The sequence below is a fragment of the Streptomyces sp. CHD11 genome (assembly GCF_018638295.1).
GTDB lineage: Bacteria > Actinomycetota > Actinomycetes > Streptomycetales > Streptomycetaceae > Streptomyces.
Map to the genome: position 1 here is coordinate 50,848 of NZ_JABTTS010000031.1, position 16,003 is coordinate 66,850.

Sequence of the window (16,003 nt, forward strand, 5' to 3'; positions counted from 1 at the left end):
GCTCCGCGATGTGCAACCCCGCGTTGAGGCAGGCGCTGATCGCCGCGCACCGTCTGCTCGAGCTCGCGCGCCTGCGCCGCGTCCGCGACCGGATCGACCGCGAGTACACTCGGCCGCTGGACGTCGAGGCGCTCGCCCGCGACGCGGACATGCCGCCCGGACAGCTCGGCCGGCGGTTCCGTGACGCCTACGGACTGTCGCCGTACGCCTATCTGACGGTGCGCCGGGTCGAGCACGCGATGGCCCTGCTGCGGCACGGTGACCACGGCCCTGCCGAGCTCGGCCGCGCGGTCGGCTGCCCGTCGACGGCGGTCCTCGTCGCCCGCTTCACGGAGCTGGCCGGCATGCCGCCCGGCGTCTACCGGCGCCTCGCGGCGGCCGGCACCCCGGGACTGCCGTGGCGGGTGACGGCACCGGTGCCGTCATCGAGCAGGAATGGAGAAGCCACGGCGAACGCCCCGCACCTAGCGTTACTGCCATGACCTCCCTCACCTCCGTCACCCTCGAGGTGGCCGACCTCCCGGCCGCCGACCGCTTCTACACCGCCGCCTTCTCCCTGGGCTCCCAGGTACGGCTGCGCGCCTCCGACGCCCCGACGTCCGGCTTCCGCGGGTTCACGATGTCGATCACGGTGTCCCAGCCGGCCGACGTCGACAGCTTCATCGGCTCCGCCCTCGCGGCCGGCGCCACCTCGCTGAAGCCGGCCACCAAGTCACTGTGGGGCTACGGCGGCGTCGTACAGGCCCCGGACGGCACGATCTGGAAGCTGGCGACCTCGTCGAAGAAGAACACCGGCCCCGCCACCCGGAAGATCGACGACCTCGTGCTCCTGCTGGGCGCGGAGGACGTCAAGGCGAGCAAGCAGTTCTACGTGGAGCAGGGTCTCACCGTGGGCAAGAGCTTCGGCGGCAAGTACGTGGAGTTCGCCTCCGGCGACGCCGGCCCCGTCAAGCTGGCGCTGTACAAGCGCCGGGGCCTGGCCAAGGACGTCGGTGTGCCCGAGGAGGGCAGCGGCTCGCACCGGATCGTGCTCGGCGGCACCTCCGGGGCCTTCACCGACCCGGACGGGTTCGCCTGGGAACCCGCGTCGGTGTCGTCCGCCTCCGCCTAGTGCGGCGGGGCCGACGACGGACGAGCCCACCGAGCGGTGCCGGTCGCGGGCACCGCTCGGTGGGCTCGGTCCGGGAGCGGACGTCTCAGCCGAAGGAGATGCCGGAGCCGACCGGGCCGGTGGCGTCGTGGTAGGCGACCAGCCGGCACTGCTGGGCCGCGCAGTCCACGGTCACGGGGGTGCCGGTGCCGGTGCTCCAGTCGGTGGCCGCGAACTGCCGGCGCACGGTGTAGGCGGCGGTGAAGCCGCCGTTGGCGTCGACGGTGGCCGTGGCCAGTGCGTCGGTGCACGTGGTCGCCTCCCGGCACTGCGACACGGCGACCTCGGTGCCGGCCGGGAAGCCGGTGCCGGTCACGGTCACGGACTGGCCGTCGGCCAGGCCGCTGCCGGGCGTGACGGTCAGCGCCGGGGCCGCGGAGGCCGGGACCGCCGAGAAGGCGAGGGCGGCCACGGCAGCGGCGCCGAGCAGGCCGGACTTGGTCAGACGCGAGCGGATCTGCATGTTCGTCTCCCCAGTTGGGTGCGATGAGCGGAACAGCGCGTTCAGGTGATCACGCCTCGACCAGAGTCGGCCGGAACGCATGAGACCGGCTCGAGAACCGCTCGAGAACCTGCGGAAACGCGATGGGGCCCGTCGTCGCCCGGAGTGACCGCCGGGATTCCGGCACCCGGACGCCGGCCGGCGGACGGTGTCGTGGCTGTCCGGCTGCCGCCGGCCCGGCCCCGCTGCGAACGTGATCCCCGCGACTGCCCGGCCTGCCCCGGTCTCACCGCCGTCCTGTGCCGCTACGGGCCTCGTCCGCCTCGCCACGCAGGACGCGGTCCTGCCGGCAAGGTGGCGCCGTCGCAGCGCCGGGGGTCACGGTGCCGGGCTCGGACGCCGGTCACGGTGCCGAGCGCCTCCGCTGCACCAACCAGGTGCCCCCCGTCACTGCCCCCGTCACCAATGAACCGATCATCAGCGACTTCCTGAGCTCCTCCGCCTTGCTGCCGTCGTCCGCGATGATCATCGTCAGCGTTGCGATGACGATTGTGATCACTGTCCCGATGGCCAGGTTCTTCTTCACCGGTGATTTCAGCACCTGCTCCTCCTTCTCGATGGGTGTGGCGCCGCCTCGTCCTCGGCGCGGCGTCGCACCGGGTCGTGTTCCGTTCGGGTCGATCGACGGTCGGTCGGCACGGTCTCGCGCCGTGCCCGTTGCGGACATTGCCGTCCGGCCCCCTCGGGCGGGCGTCATGCTCTTCGTGGCCGGCCCCCGAGCTGTGCGACGGGCGTGGACGTCCACTCCGACACCCGTGTGCTCGATGGGAACCGGCGCCGCGCTGTGGACGAGGCCCTGCCGGCACCCGTCGTCGGCAGCCCGCGTCCCTCTTCACGAGTGAGGCGTCGGGCCCTCGGGCCGTCTAGCGCGTGGCGGACCGTGATCCGCCCGCGGCGGACAGGGAAGGCGGCTCGTAGTCGTAGAGGTATCCCTGCACCCGTTCGAAGAAGGGGAGGAGGGCGCGCATCTTCGCCGCGTTGATCTGTCGCTTCACGGCGCCGGGCCGCTTGCTCTCACGGGCGTTGTGCCCGTGCTTGAGCAGCTTGTCGATGCGCGGGCGGCGTGTCTCGTCGTAGGCCTTGAGGGCCGCCGGGACGGTCGGGGTCCTGCTCAGTGCCGCCGCGAGTTCCAGTGCGTCCTCGATGCACATCGAGGCGCCGTGTCCGACGCCGACGGGGTGGGCGGCGTCGCCGACCAGGACCATGCGCCCGCTGTGCCACTTCTGGATGGGGTCGCAGACGCTCAGGTGGCCGGACGCGACGATCGATGTCGCGGCTCCCACGATGGCCCTCGGCGTCGCCTCCGGGAACAGTTCGCTGACGCGCCGGAGCCATCGCGCGTCGTCGATGCCCCGCAGGTCGGGCTTGACCGGGTCCCCGATCTGCGCCGTCCACCACTGGGTCTGTTCGTCGACGCTGGTGTACACGAAGGCACCATTGCGCGTGTAGGTGAGGTTCCAGACGCCGGGCTCGAGACCCTTCATGGTGGAGATTCCGGCGACCCCGTAGAGCCCCGCGTACTCCGCGCGCGGCGCGGAGGAGTCGATCTGCCCGCGTACGGTCGACCAGATGCCGTCGGCGCCCACGAGCAGCTCCGCGGTCTCGCGCCGGCCGGAGGCGAACTCGGCCACCACGTTGTCCGCCGACTCCGTCGCACCCACCAGGCGTTCGCCGGTGACGATCCGCGCGCCCGCGTCGAGCGCCGCGCGCCGCAGGACCGCCACCAGCCGTCCGCGCTGGAGCGAGATGCTGCGCATCGGGTCGGTACCGCGCCGGAGGCGTGGTACATCGCCCAGGAGGCGGCCGCCCCCCGAGTAGAACCGCATCCGGTCGATGGGATGTCCGACCGCCTCCACCTCTCGTAGGCAGCCCAGCTTCTCCAGTGCGCGCAGGCCGTTGACCGCCAGGCTGAAGTGGGCGCCGACCTCCTCGACCGGAACGTCGTACGCCTCGTAGACGGTCACGTCGTGACCGATCTGCTGCAGTGCAAGGGCGATGGCGGGTCCGGCTATCCCGCCACCGATCACGGTTGTCCGCACGGCATCTCCCTGAATCGAGTTTCACTGAATGTTGATTCAGTACAAGTGTGTTCAGATACGCTGACGTCTGTCAACAGGCGATGGAGGACGGCATGCCGCAGGCGAGGACCGCCAGTCGAAAAGCCCGGGCGGCCCAGACCCGTGCCGCGCTGCTGGACGCGGCGCGGGGGCTGTTCAGCGAGCGCGGCTACCTCAATACGAAGATCACCGACATCACCGCCGCGGCCGGACGTTCGACCGGCTCGTTCTACGAGCACTTCACCGGCAAGGACGAGCTGCTCCAGGCGCTCCTCGCCGAGATGGAGGATGCGCGCGACGAGCGCATGGCCGGCCTGGAGCACCCCCGCGACCACGACCTGACCGACCGCGACCAGCTGCGCGACCACGTCGGCGCCGCGTGGACGGTGATGCGGCAGAACCGCCCGGTCGCGCTCGCCCTGTTCCAGGCGATGGTGGCCAACGACCCCGGCACGGGCCGGGCCTGGCGCGACCTGCGCGAGCAGACGGGAACCATCCGGATGCACCTGGAGTACCTGCTCGAGCGCGGACACCGGCTCCCCGGCGACCCCGAGCTCATCGCGGCGGCGATGGGCGCGATGCTCGTCACCCTCAACTACGCCGTGCTCCCGCCCTCCGACGGCGAGGACGACCAGCACGTCATCGACACCCTCACGGATCTGCTGCTGCACGGGCTGGCCGGACCGGCGCCACGAGCGGCGGACTGACCCTGAGGGACCGCGTGCGCGTCGACCCCGCTTCGGAGAGCATCGGGCGGCGGCTCGGGACGGGGAGATACGCCGTCATGGGGCGGGACACGTGGAGTCGGACCGTTCCGGACGGGCTGGGGGTCGCGAAGCCGCTGATCCCTCCGCCGAAGGTGCGGCCGCGGGACGGGGACCACCGCACGGTCGTGTGACGAGCTCTACGGGCTGCCCAGCATGAAGCCCACGCCCCGTACCGTCACGATCCAGCCGCTGTCGCCCAGTTTGCCGCGGAGGCTGCTGACGTGGGTGTCGACGGTGCGGCGGGACCAGGAGTCGCCCCAGACCTGCTGGAGGAGCCGCTTGCGCGGGATGACCGTGTCGGGGTGCGAGGCGAGCAGGCACAGGAGGTCGAACTCCTTGCGGGTGAGGGCGACTTCCTCACCGCCGACCAGGACCTCGCGGGAGCCCACGTCGATGTGCAGGCGGCCGTGCCGGATCTCGTGGGGGGCGGCGGGCTGCCATGCGGCCCGGCGCATCACGGCCTCGATACGGGCCATCAGCTCGCGCAGCCCGTACGGCTTGGCGACGTAGTCGTCGGCGCCCGCCTGCAGCCCGAGGACGCAGTCCAGTTCGGAGGCGCGGGCGGTGACGATGATGACGGGCACCCGGCTGACGGCGCGCAGGACGCGGCAGATCTCCAGGCCGTCCAGGTCGGGCAGCTCGAGGTCGAGGAGGACCAGGTCGGCGTCCTCGTGGGCGCGCAGTACGTCCTGGCCGCGCCGGACACCGAGGGCCTCGTGACCGTGCCGGCGCAACTGGGTGACCAGGGAGTCCGCGCCGGCGGTGTCGGCGTCGACGACGAGGACGCGCCGGCCGGAGGGCATCGACACGGCCGCGGGGTGGACGGTGGCGGCCGGCTCGCGCTCCCCGGCGGGCCGTGGGACGGCCGGGGCGGGTCCGGCGGGCGGGCGGATGTCGAGCAGCGCCTGTGCCGATGTGTGGGTCATGCCTCCCCCGGGGGTCCGGTGCTCGGCGCGGGCCGTCGGCCCGCCCCGACCGTGAATCTAGGCGGGCGCGGTCGAGCCCCGGTACAGCCGCGCTGACCCGGTGGGAGCGAGGACTACGGGTTCAGCACCCAGGCCGACTCGTGGCGGGTGAAGCCGATGTGGGGGTAGTAGTCGACGGCCGCGGGTGCGGACAGGAGGACGAGCTTGGCGGCCGGGGCCTGGTCCCGGGTGGCGTCGATCAGGGCGCGGCCGATGCCGGAGCGCTGGCGGTCCCGTACGACGGCGATGTCGGAGACGTAGGTGACGTAGGAGAAGTCGGAGACGGCGCGCACGATGCCGAGGAGCGCGCCCTGGTCGTCGCGGGCGACGAGCACGAGGTTGGCGTGGGCGACCATGGACGCGAACCGCTCCCGGTCCTCGACCGGGCGCCGTTCGCCGAGGCCGGAGGCGTGGTAGACGCCGAGGACCTCGTCGAGGTCGAGTGCGGAGCCCTCGACGCGGTCAATCTTCCAGCTCATGCAGTTTCTCCAATCGGGTGCGGATCACATCATGGTGGACGAGGAAGCGCTCGGGGCCGAGCCGGTCCGGGGCGATGCCCTCCCTGGCCAGGGACGCGCCGAAGTGCTCGCCCGTCGCCAGGGTGTGGTCGGCCGCGGCCTGCACACCGCGGTAGGCGCGTTCGCGCTCCATGCCGCCGCCGAGGAGGTCGGCGAGGACCGCGGAGCTGTGGACGAGGCCGCCGGTCTGGTCGATGTGGGCGCGCATCCGGCCGGCGTCGACGGTGAGTGAGGCGACCAGGTCGGCCGCCTTCGTCACCAGGTAGTGGCCGACGCTGAGGCTGTCGGGCAGGATCACCCGCTCCACGGACTGGTGGGCGAGGTCGCGTTCGTGCCAGAGCGCCACGTTCTCCAGGGCGGTGTCGGCGTAGCCGCGCAGCAGACGGGCGAGGCCGCACAGGCGTTCGCTGGTGGTGGGGTTGCGTTTGTGCGGCATGGCGCTGGAGCCCTGGTAGGCGCCGGTGCGCCGTTCCTCGACCTCCCGGACCTCGGTGCGCTGCAACAGCCGCAGCTCCAGGGCGATCTGTTCCACGCAGGCGCCCAGTGTGGCCACGGCCTGCATGAGCTGGGCGTGCCGGTCGCGGGCGACGACCTGGCTGGGCGCGGGTTCGGCGCCCAGGCCCAGGGCGGCCAGGACGTGTTCCTCGACGCGGGGGTCGATCAGCGCGTAGGTGCCGACGGATCCGGAGACGGTGCCGACGGCGACGGCCTCGCGGGCGGCGGCGAGCCGGCCGAGCGAGCGGTCCACGGCGAAGGCGTGCCCGGCGAGTTTGTGTCCGAAGGTGGTGGGCTCCGCGTGCACACCGTGGGTGCGGCCCACCATCACGGTGTCCCAGTGTTCCAGGGCCCGTTCGGTCAGTACCCGGCGCAGCCGCCGGGTGGCACCGGTGAGCAGGTCGGTGGCGTGGGCCAGGGTGTGGCCGAGCGCGGTGTCGACGAGGTCGTAGCTGGTCATGCCGTGGTGCACCCAGCGTGCGGAGGTCTCGGGGATGTCCTCGCAGTAGGCGGCGAGGAAGGAGAGCACCTCGTGATCGCGTTCCCGCTCGATCTCGGCGACCCGCTCCGGGTCCGGGACGCGGGCGCGGCGCATGTCCTCGACCGCCTCGTGCGGTACGTGGCCGAGGGCGGCCTGCGCCTCGGAGGCGAGGATCTCCACCCGCACCCAGAGGGCGTAGCGGGACCGGTCGGTGAAGAGCCGGCCCATCTCGGGCAGCGTGTATCGGGCGATCATGCGAGGCCTTCCTCGGGAGGAGAGGGCGGACCGGGGCGGGCGGGGAGGGGGTCAGTAGGCGCCGAAGTACTCACGCTGCTCCCACTCGCTGACCTGCCCGGGTGTGGTCGCGGCCTCGCGGCACCAGGCCTCGTAGCGGCGCAGTTCGCTCTCCTTGAGCTTGGCGAGGCAGGCGGCGAGCGGCTCGCCGAGCAGCCGGGCGGCGCGGCCGGCGCGGAAGGCGTCGAGGGCCTCGCGCAGGTGCTGCGGTACGAGGCCGGCGCCGCCGGGTTCCGGGGCGCCGGCGGCGTCCGCGGGTGCGGATGCGGGGGCGGCCCGGACGGTGAGGCCCTCGCCGCCCGGGCCGCCTTGCAGACCCTCCACACCTTCCAGACCCTCGAGGCCCGAGAACAGCTGGGCGGCGATGGCGAGGTACGGGTTGGCGCAGGGTTCGCCGATGCGGTTCTCGATGTGGGCGCCGGCACCGTGGCCGACGATGCGCAGCATGGCGCTGCGGTCCTCCTGGCTCCAGCCGAGGCGGGTGGGCGCGAGGGTGTGCTCGGCGGCGAGGCGCCGGTAGCCGTTGACGGTGGGCACCGAGAGCAGGAACAGCTCGCGGGCCCGGTCCAGCAGCCCTTCCGCGTATGCCTTGCCGTGCGGGGAGAGGCCGCCGGAGGGGCCCTCGGTGCCGAACAGGTTGGCTCCCGTGGTGAGGTCGGTGACCGACTGGTTGAGGTGCCAGCCGCTGGGGTCGGCGGCGTCGAGGAGCGGCTGCGACATGAAGGAGGCGTGGTGTCCGCGCCGGGCGCACCAGCTCTTGGTGACCGTGCGGAAGAGCAGCATCGCGTCGGCGGTGTCCAGCGCGGACATCGGGCTGAACGTCGTCTCGACCTGGCCGGGCCCGGACTCGTGCTCCATCGACCTCAGGGGCAGCCCGAGGGCGAGCAGGTGCAGGGCGAGCGGGTCGGTGAGGGGGGCGACGGTGTCGTAGTGGCCGTCGAGGTTGAACTGGTAGCCGGAGTTCAGGGCGGTCACGCGCGGCGCCCGGCCCTGCAGTCCGAAGCCGTTGCCGGTGTTGCCGGGGGCGTCGTCGAGGCGGCGGGTGAGGTACCACTCGACCTCGAGACCGAGGACGGGGGCGAGGTCCCGCGCGGTGTACCGGTCGACGACGCGGCGCAGCACGGCCCGCGACGAGAGCGGGTGCGGGGTGCCGTCGCGCAGGTACTCGTCGCCGATCACCCAGGCGGTGCGGGCGGCGCCGCCGGGCAGCTCCTGGAAGGTGAGGGGGTCGGGGACCAGGACGAAGTTGCCGGCGCCGGCGATCTCGTCGACGCCGATGCCGTGGTCGCCGAGGAAGTCGACGGCGACGGCGTGCCCGGTGTCGAAGAGATACGGTCCGGGACTGAAGTTCATGCCGTTGCGCAGCACGCCGCGGAACGCCTCGGCGGTGAGGGTCTTGGAGCGGGCCAGACCGTGCGGGTCGCCGAAGACGAGGCGCACCAGGTCGAGGCCGGCGAGGCTCGCCTCGACCCGTTCGGCGGCGGCGAGCCGGGCCTCGTCCCACAGCCCGTGATCGGCCACGAACGAGGGCTGCCCGACGCTGCCCTCCGCGGCGGGCGAGGACCATGACCTGACGTACATGGGAACGTCCTTTCCACGGGCGTGGGTTACCGGGCCGCCGCGGGCTCCAGGAGCCGCGGGGCCGGCGGCACGGGCGTGCCGATGTCCGACTCGAGGTGTCCGGCGAGCCGGAGCACCAGGTCGTCGCCGCCGACGGGCCCGACCAGTTGCAGACCCACCGGCAGGCCCGTGCGGGTGAGACCGGCGGGCAGCGACAGGGCCGGCTGGCCGGTCATGTTGAAGGGGTACGAGGCGGGCGCCCAGGCCAGCCACCGCAGGTCCCGCGGGTCGGCCGCCCAGGCGGGGCCGATGGCGTCGGCGGCGAACGGCTCGACGGGCACGGTGGCCATGGCGAGGACGTCGTAGTGGTCCATGACGGTGCGCAGGGTGGCGCGCAGGCCCTGGCGGACCTCCTCGGCCCGGATCACGTCGGCGCCGCCGAGGGAGCGGCCGTGCCGGATCACCTCCAGGCGGCCGGGGTCGGCCCACTCGTCGTCCTCGGGGCGGGCGCCCGCCGCCTCGGAGGCGGCGAGGAGGTCGACGAGTGCGGGATACAGGCGGGAACAGCGCACCTCGACGTCCTCGACCAGGTGCCCCTGTCCCCGCAGGGCCAGGCGGGCCTGTCCGGTGACGCTGCGGACCTCGTCGCTGGTGCCCTCGTACTCGATCCAGCCGATCCTCAGCACCCGCCCGGTGCGCGGCGCGTCGAGGGAGCCGAGCCCGGAGTCGGGGTCGGCCGGGTGGGGGCCCGCCATGACCGTCCCGAGCAGCGCGGCGTCGGCGACCGTGCGGGCGAGGGGGCCCTGGTGGGCGAGCCGGTCGGCGCTGTTGGGGACGTACGGGATGCGGCCGAGGGAGGGTTTGTAGCCGACGACGCCGCAGAAGGCCGCCGGGATCCGGATCGATCCGGAGCCGTCGGTGCCGAGGGCCCCGTCGCACAGGCCCGTGGCCACCGCGGCCGCGGCGCCGCCGCTGGAGCCGCCCGCGGTCAGGCTCGGGTCGTAGGGGTTGCGGGTGGGCGGGGCGGCGCGGCTGACGGTCGAGGCGCTCCAGCCGTACTCGGAGGTGGCGGTCTTGCCGACGACGACGGCCCCGGCGGCGCGCAGCCGGGCCACGGCGGGCGTGTCCTCGCGGGACCGGTCGTTGGGCAGCAGCGAGCCGCGGGCGGTGGGCAGGTCGCGGGTCTGCAGCAGGTCCTTCACGGAGACGGTGACGCCGAGCAGGGGCAGGGTGCGCCAGGCGTCGGCGCCCAGTTCCCGGATCCGGGCGTCCGCGCGGGCGGCGGCGCGCAGCGCCTCCTCGCCCGCGACGGCCACGTACGCGTCCAAGGTGTCCGCGCGGACGGCGTCCAGGACGGCGGTGGCGTGTTCGACGGCGGACAGCTCGCCCCGTCGCAGCAGTCGTCTGGTGTGGCTGATCCCGCGGGCGGTCATCGGTGCTCTCCCCTCACGGCCTCTCCCCACACGGCCTCTCCCCTCACGGCCTCTCCCTCACGACGCCCGGCGGCCCTGGCCGGCCAGGGAGCCGGAGGCCGCGGGCCCGTCGCCGGTGACGGCCGTCCAGTGCCAGCCGGAGTCGAACGCGGTGACCTCGAGACCGGTCCCGGCGGCGACGAGTCGGGCGGCGAGCGAGGTGGCGCGGGCGATGAACGCCGACACCCGGTCCGCGGCGAGCAGGTCCTGCTCGTCGAACGGGTCGCCGGCGCAGCGCAGCAGCCTGAGGTCCATGAAGCCGTCGAAGCGGCGCCCGTCGACCTCGACGGACTGCGGCGAGCGGAGGGAGAACCGCACGTTGTTGTTGACGTGGCCGTGGTGGTGCTGGTCCGAGAAGTGCGCGATGTCCGGGATGACGGGGGGCACGAAGTGGTCGCGGGCCATCACCTCGGGCTCCCGGGGCAGGTTGCCGGCGACGAAGTGCCAGGAGTTGTACTGCATGCGCGAGGACATCGCCCAGGCCGCGTCGGCGAGAGCGGCCCGGGAGCCGCCGAAGTGGGCGGCCGCCTCGGGCCGCGGCACCACGCAGCAGAAGAAGTGTGTGATGTCCCAGTCGCAGATCGCCGCCCAGTTCTCCCCGCGCAGCGCCCGGACCAGGTCGGGCAGTGAGCGCATGCCGCGGCTCATCGCGAAGTCGGCGCCGAAGACGTCGGCGGTCGCGGCGACGGTCTCGTACACCAGGGATTCCAGGCCGCTGCCGAAGGCGCCGTGCGGTTCGGCGAGCCAGCCGGGGGCGGCGGCCAGGTCCTGTCCGAGCTCGTCGAGCGTGTCGCCGGCCAGCGGCAGCCGCGCGCGCAGGCGCCCGGCGACGGCGTCGCGGCGGGTCCGGGCGGCGGGGCCGGGGGCGGCGGCCACCCGTTCCACCTTGTGCATCAGCGCCCCGTGGATCTCGCGGTACAGCCGGGCGTGCCGGCCCACCTCCCGGCGGCGCTCGCGCAGGCCGGCGGCGAGCCGGTCGAGGTCGGCGACGCGGTGCGAGGCGGCGGCGGGCACCGGTTCGACGCCGGGTACGGCGGCGTAGGCGCGGCGCACCCTCTCCAGGGTGTAGGCGATGTGGTCGACGGTCAGCTGGGTGCCGTTGGCCTCCTCCACGCGGCCGAAACCGGCCGAGCGGATGAGCAGGGTGAGGCAGACGACCAGCTGGGCGTCCTGGTCCGACCACAGGTCCAGCGGCAGGTTCTCCAGTGCGCTGAGGGCGCAGTCCGGGTGGCCGGGCCACAGGGTCTTGCCGGCCAGCGTGTTCCGGTCCCGGAAGTTCGTGTACTGCGTGTCCTCCTGGTAGAGGACGAACGGCGCGGTGCGCACGGCCGCCTCCCGGGCCTGGGCGAGCAGTTCCCGGCGGCCCTCGGGGCCCTGTCCGGCGAGCCAGGCGCGGCAGTCGGCGGCGCGGGCGGCGGCGCGGGCGCGGACGCGGTCGAGTTCACGCCGGTAGACGGCGAGAGCGGCCCGGTCGTACGGCACCCGGCGCACACCGCCGACCAGGTCGCGGGGGTCGAGGGGGCGGGCGCCGGGGGCGCGCAGGGCGATACGGCCGCTGGTGGCTAGGCCGATCTCGCCGAGGAAGACGGGCGGTTCCGGGGTGCCGGTGACCTGCCGCGCGGACGCCGCCGCGTCGGTGAGACTGCCGTCCGGGGCGTCCGGGGCGGTACGCCCGTCAGTCGTCGGGCCGGTCCCGCCAGGGAGGCCGGACGACCCGGCCGTGCCGGTGACCGGCCGCTCGGACGCCGCCACACCGGCGGAGCCGCCGTCCGTGCCGTCCTCCTCGAGCGGCCGCAGGCCGCACAGGGCGGTCAGGGCGGCCGCCTGGGTGGAGTTCAGGGCCCGCAGCTGGATGTCGGCGGGGACGTGCCCGTCGAGGGTGAGCAGCACGTCGAGGGCGGTGCGCAGGTCCCCGGCCTGCGACGCGCGCCGCCAGACCCGCCCCAGCAGTCCGGGGAACCCGGCGTCGGGGTCGGCCACCCGGTCCGGCTTGGCCGTGCTGCCGGCCGGGGTGCCGAGCCTGCTGGGACGGCGGCTGATCCGCTTTCTCGCATGGGCGGCGCGGCGGGATTCGTTGCGTCCCGCGGGCTCCTTCATGCGGCCCTCTCGGCGGTGAGTTCGATGTGGCTCCACATCGTGTCGTCGGTCGGGGACCAGTCCTCGTCGACGTAGATGCAGTCGACCGGGCACTCCAGCACGCAGGCGGGGCAGCCCGAGCAGAGCTCGGGGACGATCACCACGTCGAGGCCCCGGTCGAAGATGGCCCCGAACTCCGCGGGACAGCCGCGCAGGCAGCTGTCGCAGGTGATGCACTCGGACGCCTCGATGCGCCGCGGGGGCTTCTTCCAGTTGCCGGCACGGGAGCGCCGGTCGATGCGATCGGCGCGTTCCGACAGCGCTGCGGTCGAGGCAAGCTTCTTCACGGGATCGGCCCCCTCCGGGACTCTTCTCGGCCACGGCCGAGACGGACGGTCCCGATCGTCACCGGCCCGCCTCGACTGCCTCCGGAGTGCGGGTGGGAACCGGCTGGAGCCCCGCGGCGGCCGCTCGAGCAGGCCCCGAGCGCGGCCCGTCCGAGCCGCCGGATCGTTGGTGTCCGGGGCGCGGGCTCCGGGTCGTGACCCGGGCGCGCGCCGACCGGCCCGCCCGCGGGCATGCCACCCGGCCGCCCGCCGTCCACCACGGAGGAACCCATGCCCCTGCCGCCCGCCCGCGTCGTGCGGGCCGTCGAAGGCGTGCGTACCGGTCTGCAGCGGCTGGCACGGAAGCTGGCCCCCGCACCGTTCTCGCTGCTCGAGATGGTCCAGGGCGCCATGCTCAGCCAGGCCGTCCACGCCGCCGCCGAGCTGCGCGTCGCCGAGGCGCTGAGGGACGGTCCGCTGCCCGCCGCACAACTCGCCGAGCGTGTCGGCGCCCACCCGGAGACGCTCGGGCGGCTGATGCGGCTGCTCGCCTCGAACGGCGTCTTCACCGAGCGGAAGGACGGCCGCTTCGCCCTGTCCCCGATGGGCGCCGCCCTGCTCGAGGACACGCCGATGTCGATGCGCGGCATCGCGGTACTCATGGGCCACCCGGTCCACCGGGAGGACTGGTCGCACTTCGTCGACGCGGTGCGCACCGGCGAGCCGAGCCTGCCGAAGCTGCGCGGCATGACCGCCTTCGAGTTCATGGAGGCCAAGCCCGAGTACGGCGAGGTGTTCATGAAGGGCATGGGTGCCATGTCCTCCACCGAGACCGAGCCGATCGTCGCGGCGTACGACTTCTCGCGGTTCGGCACGGTCGTCGACTTCTGCGCGGGCCGCGGCGAACTGCTCGCCCGGATCCTGCAGAAGTCGCCGGGCGTGCGGGGCATCCTCTCCGACCCCCGGGTGGCGGAGAACGGCGCGGCGGAGCACCTCGCCGAGCAGGGGGTCGCCGACCGCTGCGAGGTGGTGGCCGCCGATCTGTTCGGGCCGGTGCCCGAGGGCGGGGACGCCTACGTGCTCAAGCACATCGTGCACGACTGGCCGAAGGACCAGGCCCTGCGGATCCTGCGCAACGTGCGGGCCTCGATACGCCCGGACGGACGCCTGCTGCTGATGGAGATGGTGGTCCCGGACAAGCCGAACTCCGCCCACTCCTCCAAGCTGGTCGACCTGTGGCTGATGCTCCTCGTGGGCGGCATGGAGCGGACGGCCGCACAGTACGGGGAACTCCTCACCGAGGCGGGCTTCCGTCTGGAACGGGTGGTGCAGACACCGGGAGCGGTCTCCATCGTGGAGGCCAGCCCGAGGTAGGAACTGCGCGCAGCCCCGAGGGGTGCCACCCGGTGGTCCGGGCCGGCACCCCTCCTTCGGCCGCCGCCACGCAGTGGCCGCTCCGGCCCGCGGTGAGGGCGGTGGACAGCCCGCCGCTCCGCCGGGGCAGGCTGCCGCGTGCCCCGGCCACGCCACCGGCTCCACTCGGTACGGCCCACGAGGAGCGCGGACGGTGCCGCTCCCGCGACGGCTCTGCACAGCACATTGACCGCAGGGAAAGTTGCATCATTCCGAGATCGGCGCAGAGTTTGTTACGCCTTGGGTGTAACAAACTCTGCGAGATCGGTCATCGACCTCGGTGACCACCTCCGCTGCGGACCGCGTCCGGGGACTTCCCCCCGAGCGACAGACCGGGCCGTCCCCCCTCGCCTTCGAGACACCTGCTCGGCGTGCGTCACCCTTCGGCGGGGGCGCCGAACCAGTGGGTGAGGGCGGTGCCGAGGCCGGTGGCGCCGGCGGTGCCGGTCCACGCGACGTGTCCGTCGGGGCGGACGAGTACGGCCTCGGCGCCCGCGAACACGGCGCCGCGGTCGGCCGGGGAGACGGTGACCGTCATGACGTCGACGCGGCCGGCCCAGGCGGCCGCGGCCGCGCGCAGACCGGGGTCGCCGACGAGGTCGAGCAGGACACCGCGGCCGGCGTGCAGCAGCCGGAAGGTGTCGCTCTCGCCGTCGGGTCCGGTCAGCGGGAGCTTGGCGAGGCGGCGGCCGAGCAGCGGGTGGGCGCCCTCCTCGTCCCCGGCGCCGTCGGTGACGTCGTAGCGGATGTCGAGGTGGGAGACGATGCCGGCGAGGTGGCGGCGGACCGTGTCGTAGCCGGTGAGCTCGGTGATGACCCGGCGCAGCGGCTCGGCCGGGTCACCGCCGAGGAAGACCATGCCCTGGGCGCGGGTGTTCATCAGCAGGCGGCGGCCCACCGGGTGACGCTCGGCGTGGTAGGTGTCGAGGAGGTCCTCGCCGGCCCGGCCGGTGACGACGGCGGCGAGCTTCCAGCCGAGGTTGGCGGCGTCCTGCACGCCGGTGCTCAGGCCCTGGCCGCCGGCGGGCAGATGGATGTGGGCGGCGTCCCCGGCGAGCAGCACGCGGCCGCGCCGGTACTCGGCGGCCTGGCGGGTGGCGTCGCTGAAGAAGCTGACCCACTCGGCGCCGCCGCCGCTGATGTCCTCGCCGGTGATGTGCTCCCAGGCCTTGGCGACCTCCTCGAAGGTGACGCTCTCGTCGGCGCTGCGCGCGGCGGCGCCGTGCGGGCAGACGATGATGCGGTGCACGCCCTCCTTGAGGGGGGCGGCCATCACCATGCCGTTGGGGAGGGTCTCGCCGAGGTAGCGGGGCTTGAGGTCGAGGCCGGTGACGTCGGCGAGGAACATCGCGCGGGTCGCCTCGGTGCCGGGGAAGCCGATGCCGGCGAGCTTGCGCACCGTGCTCTTGCCGCCGTCGCAGCCCACCAGGTAGCGGGCGCGCAGCCGCCGTACGCCGCTCGCGGTCCCCACGGTGACCTCGGCGTGGTCGCCGTCCAGGAAGCCGTCGGCGACGGAGAGCACCTCGCAGCCGCGCCGGATCTCGGCGCCGAGGCCGGTGGCCCACCCGGCGAGGACCGCCTCGGTCTGGCTCTGCGGGATGCCGCGGGCGCCGAAGTGGGCTCCCTCGAGGGAGGTGAAGTCGAACTGGACCCCGCCGAAGTGGCCGACGGGGCTGGTCTCCAGGGTCTCGCCCTGTCCGAAGCGGGGCAGCAGCCCGCGCTGGTCGAAGACCTCCATGGCGCGGGCGGTGAAGCCCAGGCCGCGGGACTGGCCGGTGGGCTCGGCCAGCTTGTCGAGCACGATCACGTCCGCGCCGCCCAGGCGCAGTTCGCCCGCGAGCATCAGTCCGGTCGGGCCTGCGCCTACGACGATGACGTCGGCGTCCATCGTGGTGTCCTGCATGGTCGTGGATTCCCTCTCGGTCGG

Annotated in this window: 15 protein-coding genes; 4 read left to right on the forward strand and 11 right to left on the reverse strand. The window is 73.8% G+C overall.

Annotated elements, in window-relative coordinates:
• The first annotated feature begins 8 nt into the window (after positions 1 to 8).
• Both HTV45_RS27530 and HTV45_RS27535 read left to right on the forward strand, forming a co-directional pair.
• Positions 9 to 482 carry a helix-turn-helix transcriptional regulator gene (locus HTV45_RS27530; protein WP_215208599.1) on the forward strand — a complete coding sequence of 158 codons (474 nt, stop codon included), beginning with the start codon at positions 9 to 11 and terminating at the stop codon, positions 480 to 482.
• Positions 479 to 1,111 carry a glyoxalase gene (locus tag HTV45_RS27535; RefSeq protein ID WP_215208600.1) on the forward strand — a complete coding sequence of 211 codons (633 nt, stop codon included), beginning with the start codon at positions 479 to 481 and terminating at the stop codon, positions 1,109 to 1,111. The genes HTV45_RS27530 and HTV45_RS27535 overlap by 4 nt, the downstream gene beginning before the upstream one ends.
• Positions 1,112 to 1,196: 85 nt before the next feature.
• On the opposite strand, the gene HTV45_RS27540 is transcribed toward HTV45_RS27535, so the two are convergent.
• The 3 genes from HTV45_RS27540 to HTV45_RS27550 form a co-directional block, all read right to left on the reverse strand.
• Positions 1,197 to 1,613: an enediyne antibiotic chromoprotein gene (locus HTV45_RS27540; protein WP_215208601.1), complete on the reverse strand. Its 417-nt coding sequence runs from the start codon at positions 1,611 to 1,613 to the stop codon at positions 1,197 to 1,199.
• A 382-nt stretch (positions 1,614 to 1,995) separates the two neighbouring features.
• Positions 1,996 to 2,193, reverse strand: a complete 198-nt coding sequence (locus HTV45_RS27545; RefSeq protein WP_215208602.1) for a hypothetical protein — start codon at positions 2,191 to 2,193, stop codon at positions 1,996 to 1,998.
• A gap of 322 nt (positions 2,194 to 2,515) precedes the next feature.
• Entirely contained in the window at positions 2,516 to 3,691 is a 1,176-nt protein-coding gene (locus HTV45_RS27550; protein ID WP_215208603.1) for an NAD(P)/FAD-dependent oxidoreductase, read from the reverse strand.
• 92 nt (positions 3,692 to 3,783) lie between these two features.
• Here HTV45_RS27550 and HTV45_RS27555 point away from each other — a divergent pair, with 92 nt between their 5' ends.
• Positions 3,784 to 4,416, forward strand: coding sequence for a TetR/AcrR family transcriptional regulator (locus HTV45_RS27555; RefSeq protein WP_215208604.1), 633 nt, complete (start codon positions 3,784 to 3,786; stop codon positions 4,414 to 4,416).
• A 197-nt stretch (positions 4,417 to 4,613) separates the two neighbouring features.
• Here the strand turns inward: HTV45_RS27555 and HTV45_RS27560 are convergent, their stop codons facing one another.
• The 7 genes from HTV45_RS27560 to HTV45_RS27590 all read right to left on the reverse strand — a co-directional run bounded on the left by HTV45_RS27560 (position 4,614) and on the right by HTV45_RS27590 (position 12,684).
• Positions 4,614 to 5,279, reverse strand: coding sequence for a response regulator transcription factor (locus HTV45_RS27560; protein ID WP_251692856.1), 666 nt, complete (start codon positions 5,277 to 5,279; stop codon positions 4,614 to 4,616).
• A gap of 236 nt (positions 5,280 to 5,515) precedes the next feature.
• Positions 5,516 to 5,920, reverse strand: a complete 405-nt coding sequence (locus HTV45_RS27565) for a GNAT family N-acetyltransferase (protein WP_215208606.1) — start codon at positions 5,918 to 5,920, stop codon at positions 5,516 to 5,518.
• Positions 5,904 to 7,190 (reverse strand): adenylosuccinate lyase, encoded by a 1,287-nt coding sequence (gene purB, locus HTV45_RS27570; RefSeq protein ID WP_215208607.1) that lies wholly within the window; start codon positions 7,188 to 7,190, stop codon positions 5,904 to 5,906. Before purB ends, HTV45_RS27565 begins: the two co-directional genes overlap by 17 nt.
• Positions 7,191 to 7,241: 51 nt before the next feature.
• Positions 7,242 to 8,810, reverse strand: coding sequence for a glutamine synthetase family protein (locus HTV45_RS27575; RefSeq protein ID WP_215208608.1), 1,569 nt, complete (start codon positions 8,808 to 8,810; stop codon positions 7,242 to 7,244).
• 26 nt (positions 8,811 to 8,836) lie between these two features.
• Positions 8,837 to 10,222: an amidase gene (locus HTV45_RS27580; RefSeq protein ID WP_215208609.1), complete on the reverse strand. Its 1,386-nt coding sequence runs from the start codon at positions 10,220 to 10,222 to the stop codon at positions 8,837 to 8,839.
• A gap of 57 nt (positions 10,223 to 10,279) precedes the next feature.
• A complete protein-coding gene (locus tag HTV45_RS27585; RefSeq protein ID WP_215208610.1) occupies positions 10,280 to 12,358 on the reverse strand; it encodes a hypothetical protein in 2,079 nt (692 codons plus the stop codon).
• Positions 12,355 to 12,684 carry a 4Fe-4S dicluster domain-containing protein gene (locus tag HTV45_RS27590; protein WP_215208611.1) on the reverse strand — a complete coding sequence of 110 codons (330 nt, stop codon included), beginning with the start codon at positions 12,682 to 12,684 and terminating at the stop codon, positions 12,355 to 12,357. The genes HTV45_RS27585 and HTV45_RS27590 overlap by 4 nt, the downstream gene beginning before the upstream one ends.
• A 270-nt stretch (positions 12,685 to 12,954) precedes the next feature.
• On the opposite strand from HTV45_RS27590, the gene HTV45_RS27595 reads away from it, so the two are divergent.
• On the forward strand, positions 12,955 to 14,037 hold the full coding sequence (locus HTV45_RS27595) for a methyltransferase (RefSeq protein ID WP_215208612.1): 1,083 nt from the start codon (positions 12,955 to 12,957) through the stop codon (positions 14,035 to 14,037).
• Positions 14,038 to 14,452: 415 nt separating this feature from the next.
• Here the strand turns inward: HTV45_RS27595 and HTV45_RS27600 are convergent, their stop codons facing one another.
• Positions 14,453 to 15,964 carry an FAD-dependent monooxygenase gene (locus HTV45_RS27600; RefSeq protein WP_215208635.1) on the reverse strand — a complete coding sequence of 504 codons (1,512 nt, stop codon included), beginning with the start codon at positions 15,962 to 15,964 and terminating at the stop codon, positions 14,453 to 14,455.
• Between the last annotated feature and the right edge of the window lie 39 nt (positions 15,965 to 16,003).

Coding starts and splice junctions, on each gene's coding strand:
- HTV45_RS27575 (WP_215208608.1), bottom strand. CDS start 8,810: ATGTACGTCAGGTCATGGTCCTCGCCCGCCGCGGAGGGCAGCGTCGGG.
- HTV45_RS27565 (WP_215208606.1), bottom strand. CDS start 5,920: ATGAGCTGGAAGATTGACCGCGTCGAGGGCTCCGCACTCGACCTCGAC.
- HTV45_RS27585 (WP_215208610.1), bottom strand. CDS start 12,358: ATGAAGGAGCCCGCGGGACGCAACGAATCCCGCCGCGCCGCCCATGCG.
- purB (WP_215208607.1), bottom strand. CDS start 7,190: ATGATCGCCCGATACACGCTGCCCGAGATGGGCCGGCTCTTCACCGAC.
- HTV45_RS27600 (WP_215208635.1), bottom strand. CDS start 15,964: ATGGACGCCGACGTCATCGTCGTAGGCGCAGGCCCGACCGGACTGATG.
- HTV45_RS27595 (WP_215208612.1), top strand. CDS start 12,955: ATGCCCCTGCCGCCCGCCCGCGTCGTGCGGGCCGTCGAAGGCGTGCGT.
- HTV45_RS27535 (WP_215208600.1), top strand. CDS start 479: ATGACCTCCCTCACCTCCGTCACCCTCGAGGTGGCCGACCTCCCGGCC.
- HTV45_RS27540 (WP_215208601.1), bottom strand. CDS start 1,613: ATGCAGATCCGCTCGCGTCTGACCAAGTCCGGCCTGCTCGGCGCCGCT.
- HTV45_RS27560 (WP_251692856.1), bottom strand. CDS start 5,279: ATGCCCTCCGGCCGGCGCGTCCTCGTCGTCGACGCCGACACCGCCGGC.
- HTV45_RS27580 (WP_215208609.1), bottom strand. CDS start 10,222: ATGACCGCCCGCGGGATCAGCCACACCAGACGACTGCTGCGACGGGGC.
- HTV45_RS27555 (WP_215208604.1), top strand. CDS start 3,784: ATGCCGCAGGCGAGGACCGCCAGTCGAAAAGCCCGGGCGGCCCAGACC.
- HTV45_RS27530 (WP_215208599.1), top strand. CDS start 9: ATGTGCAACCCCGCGTTGAGGCAGGCGCTGATCGCCGCGCACCGTCTG.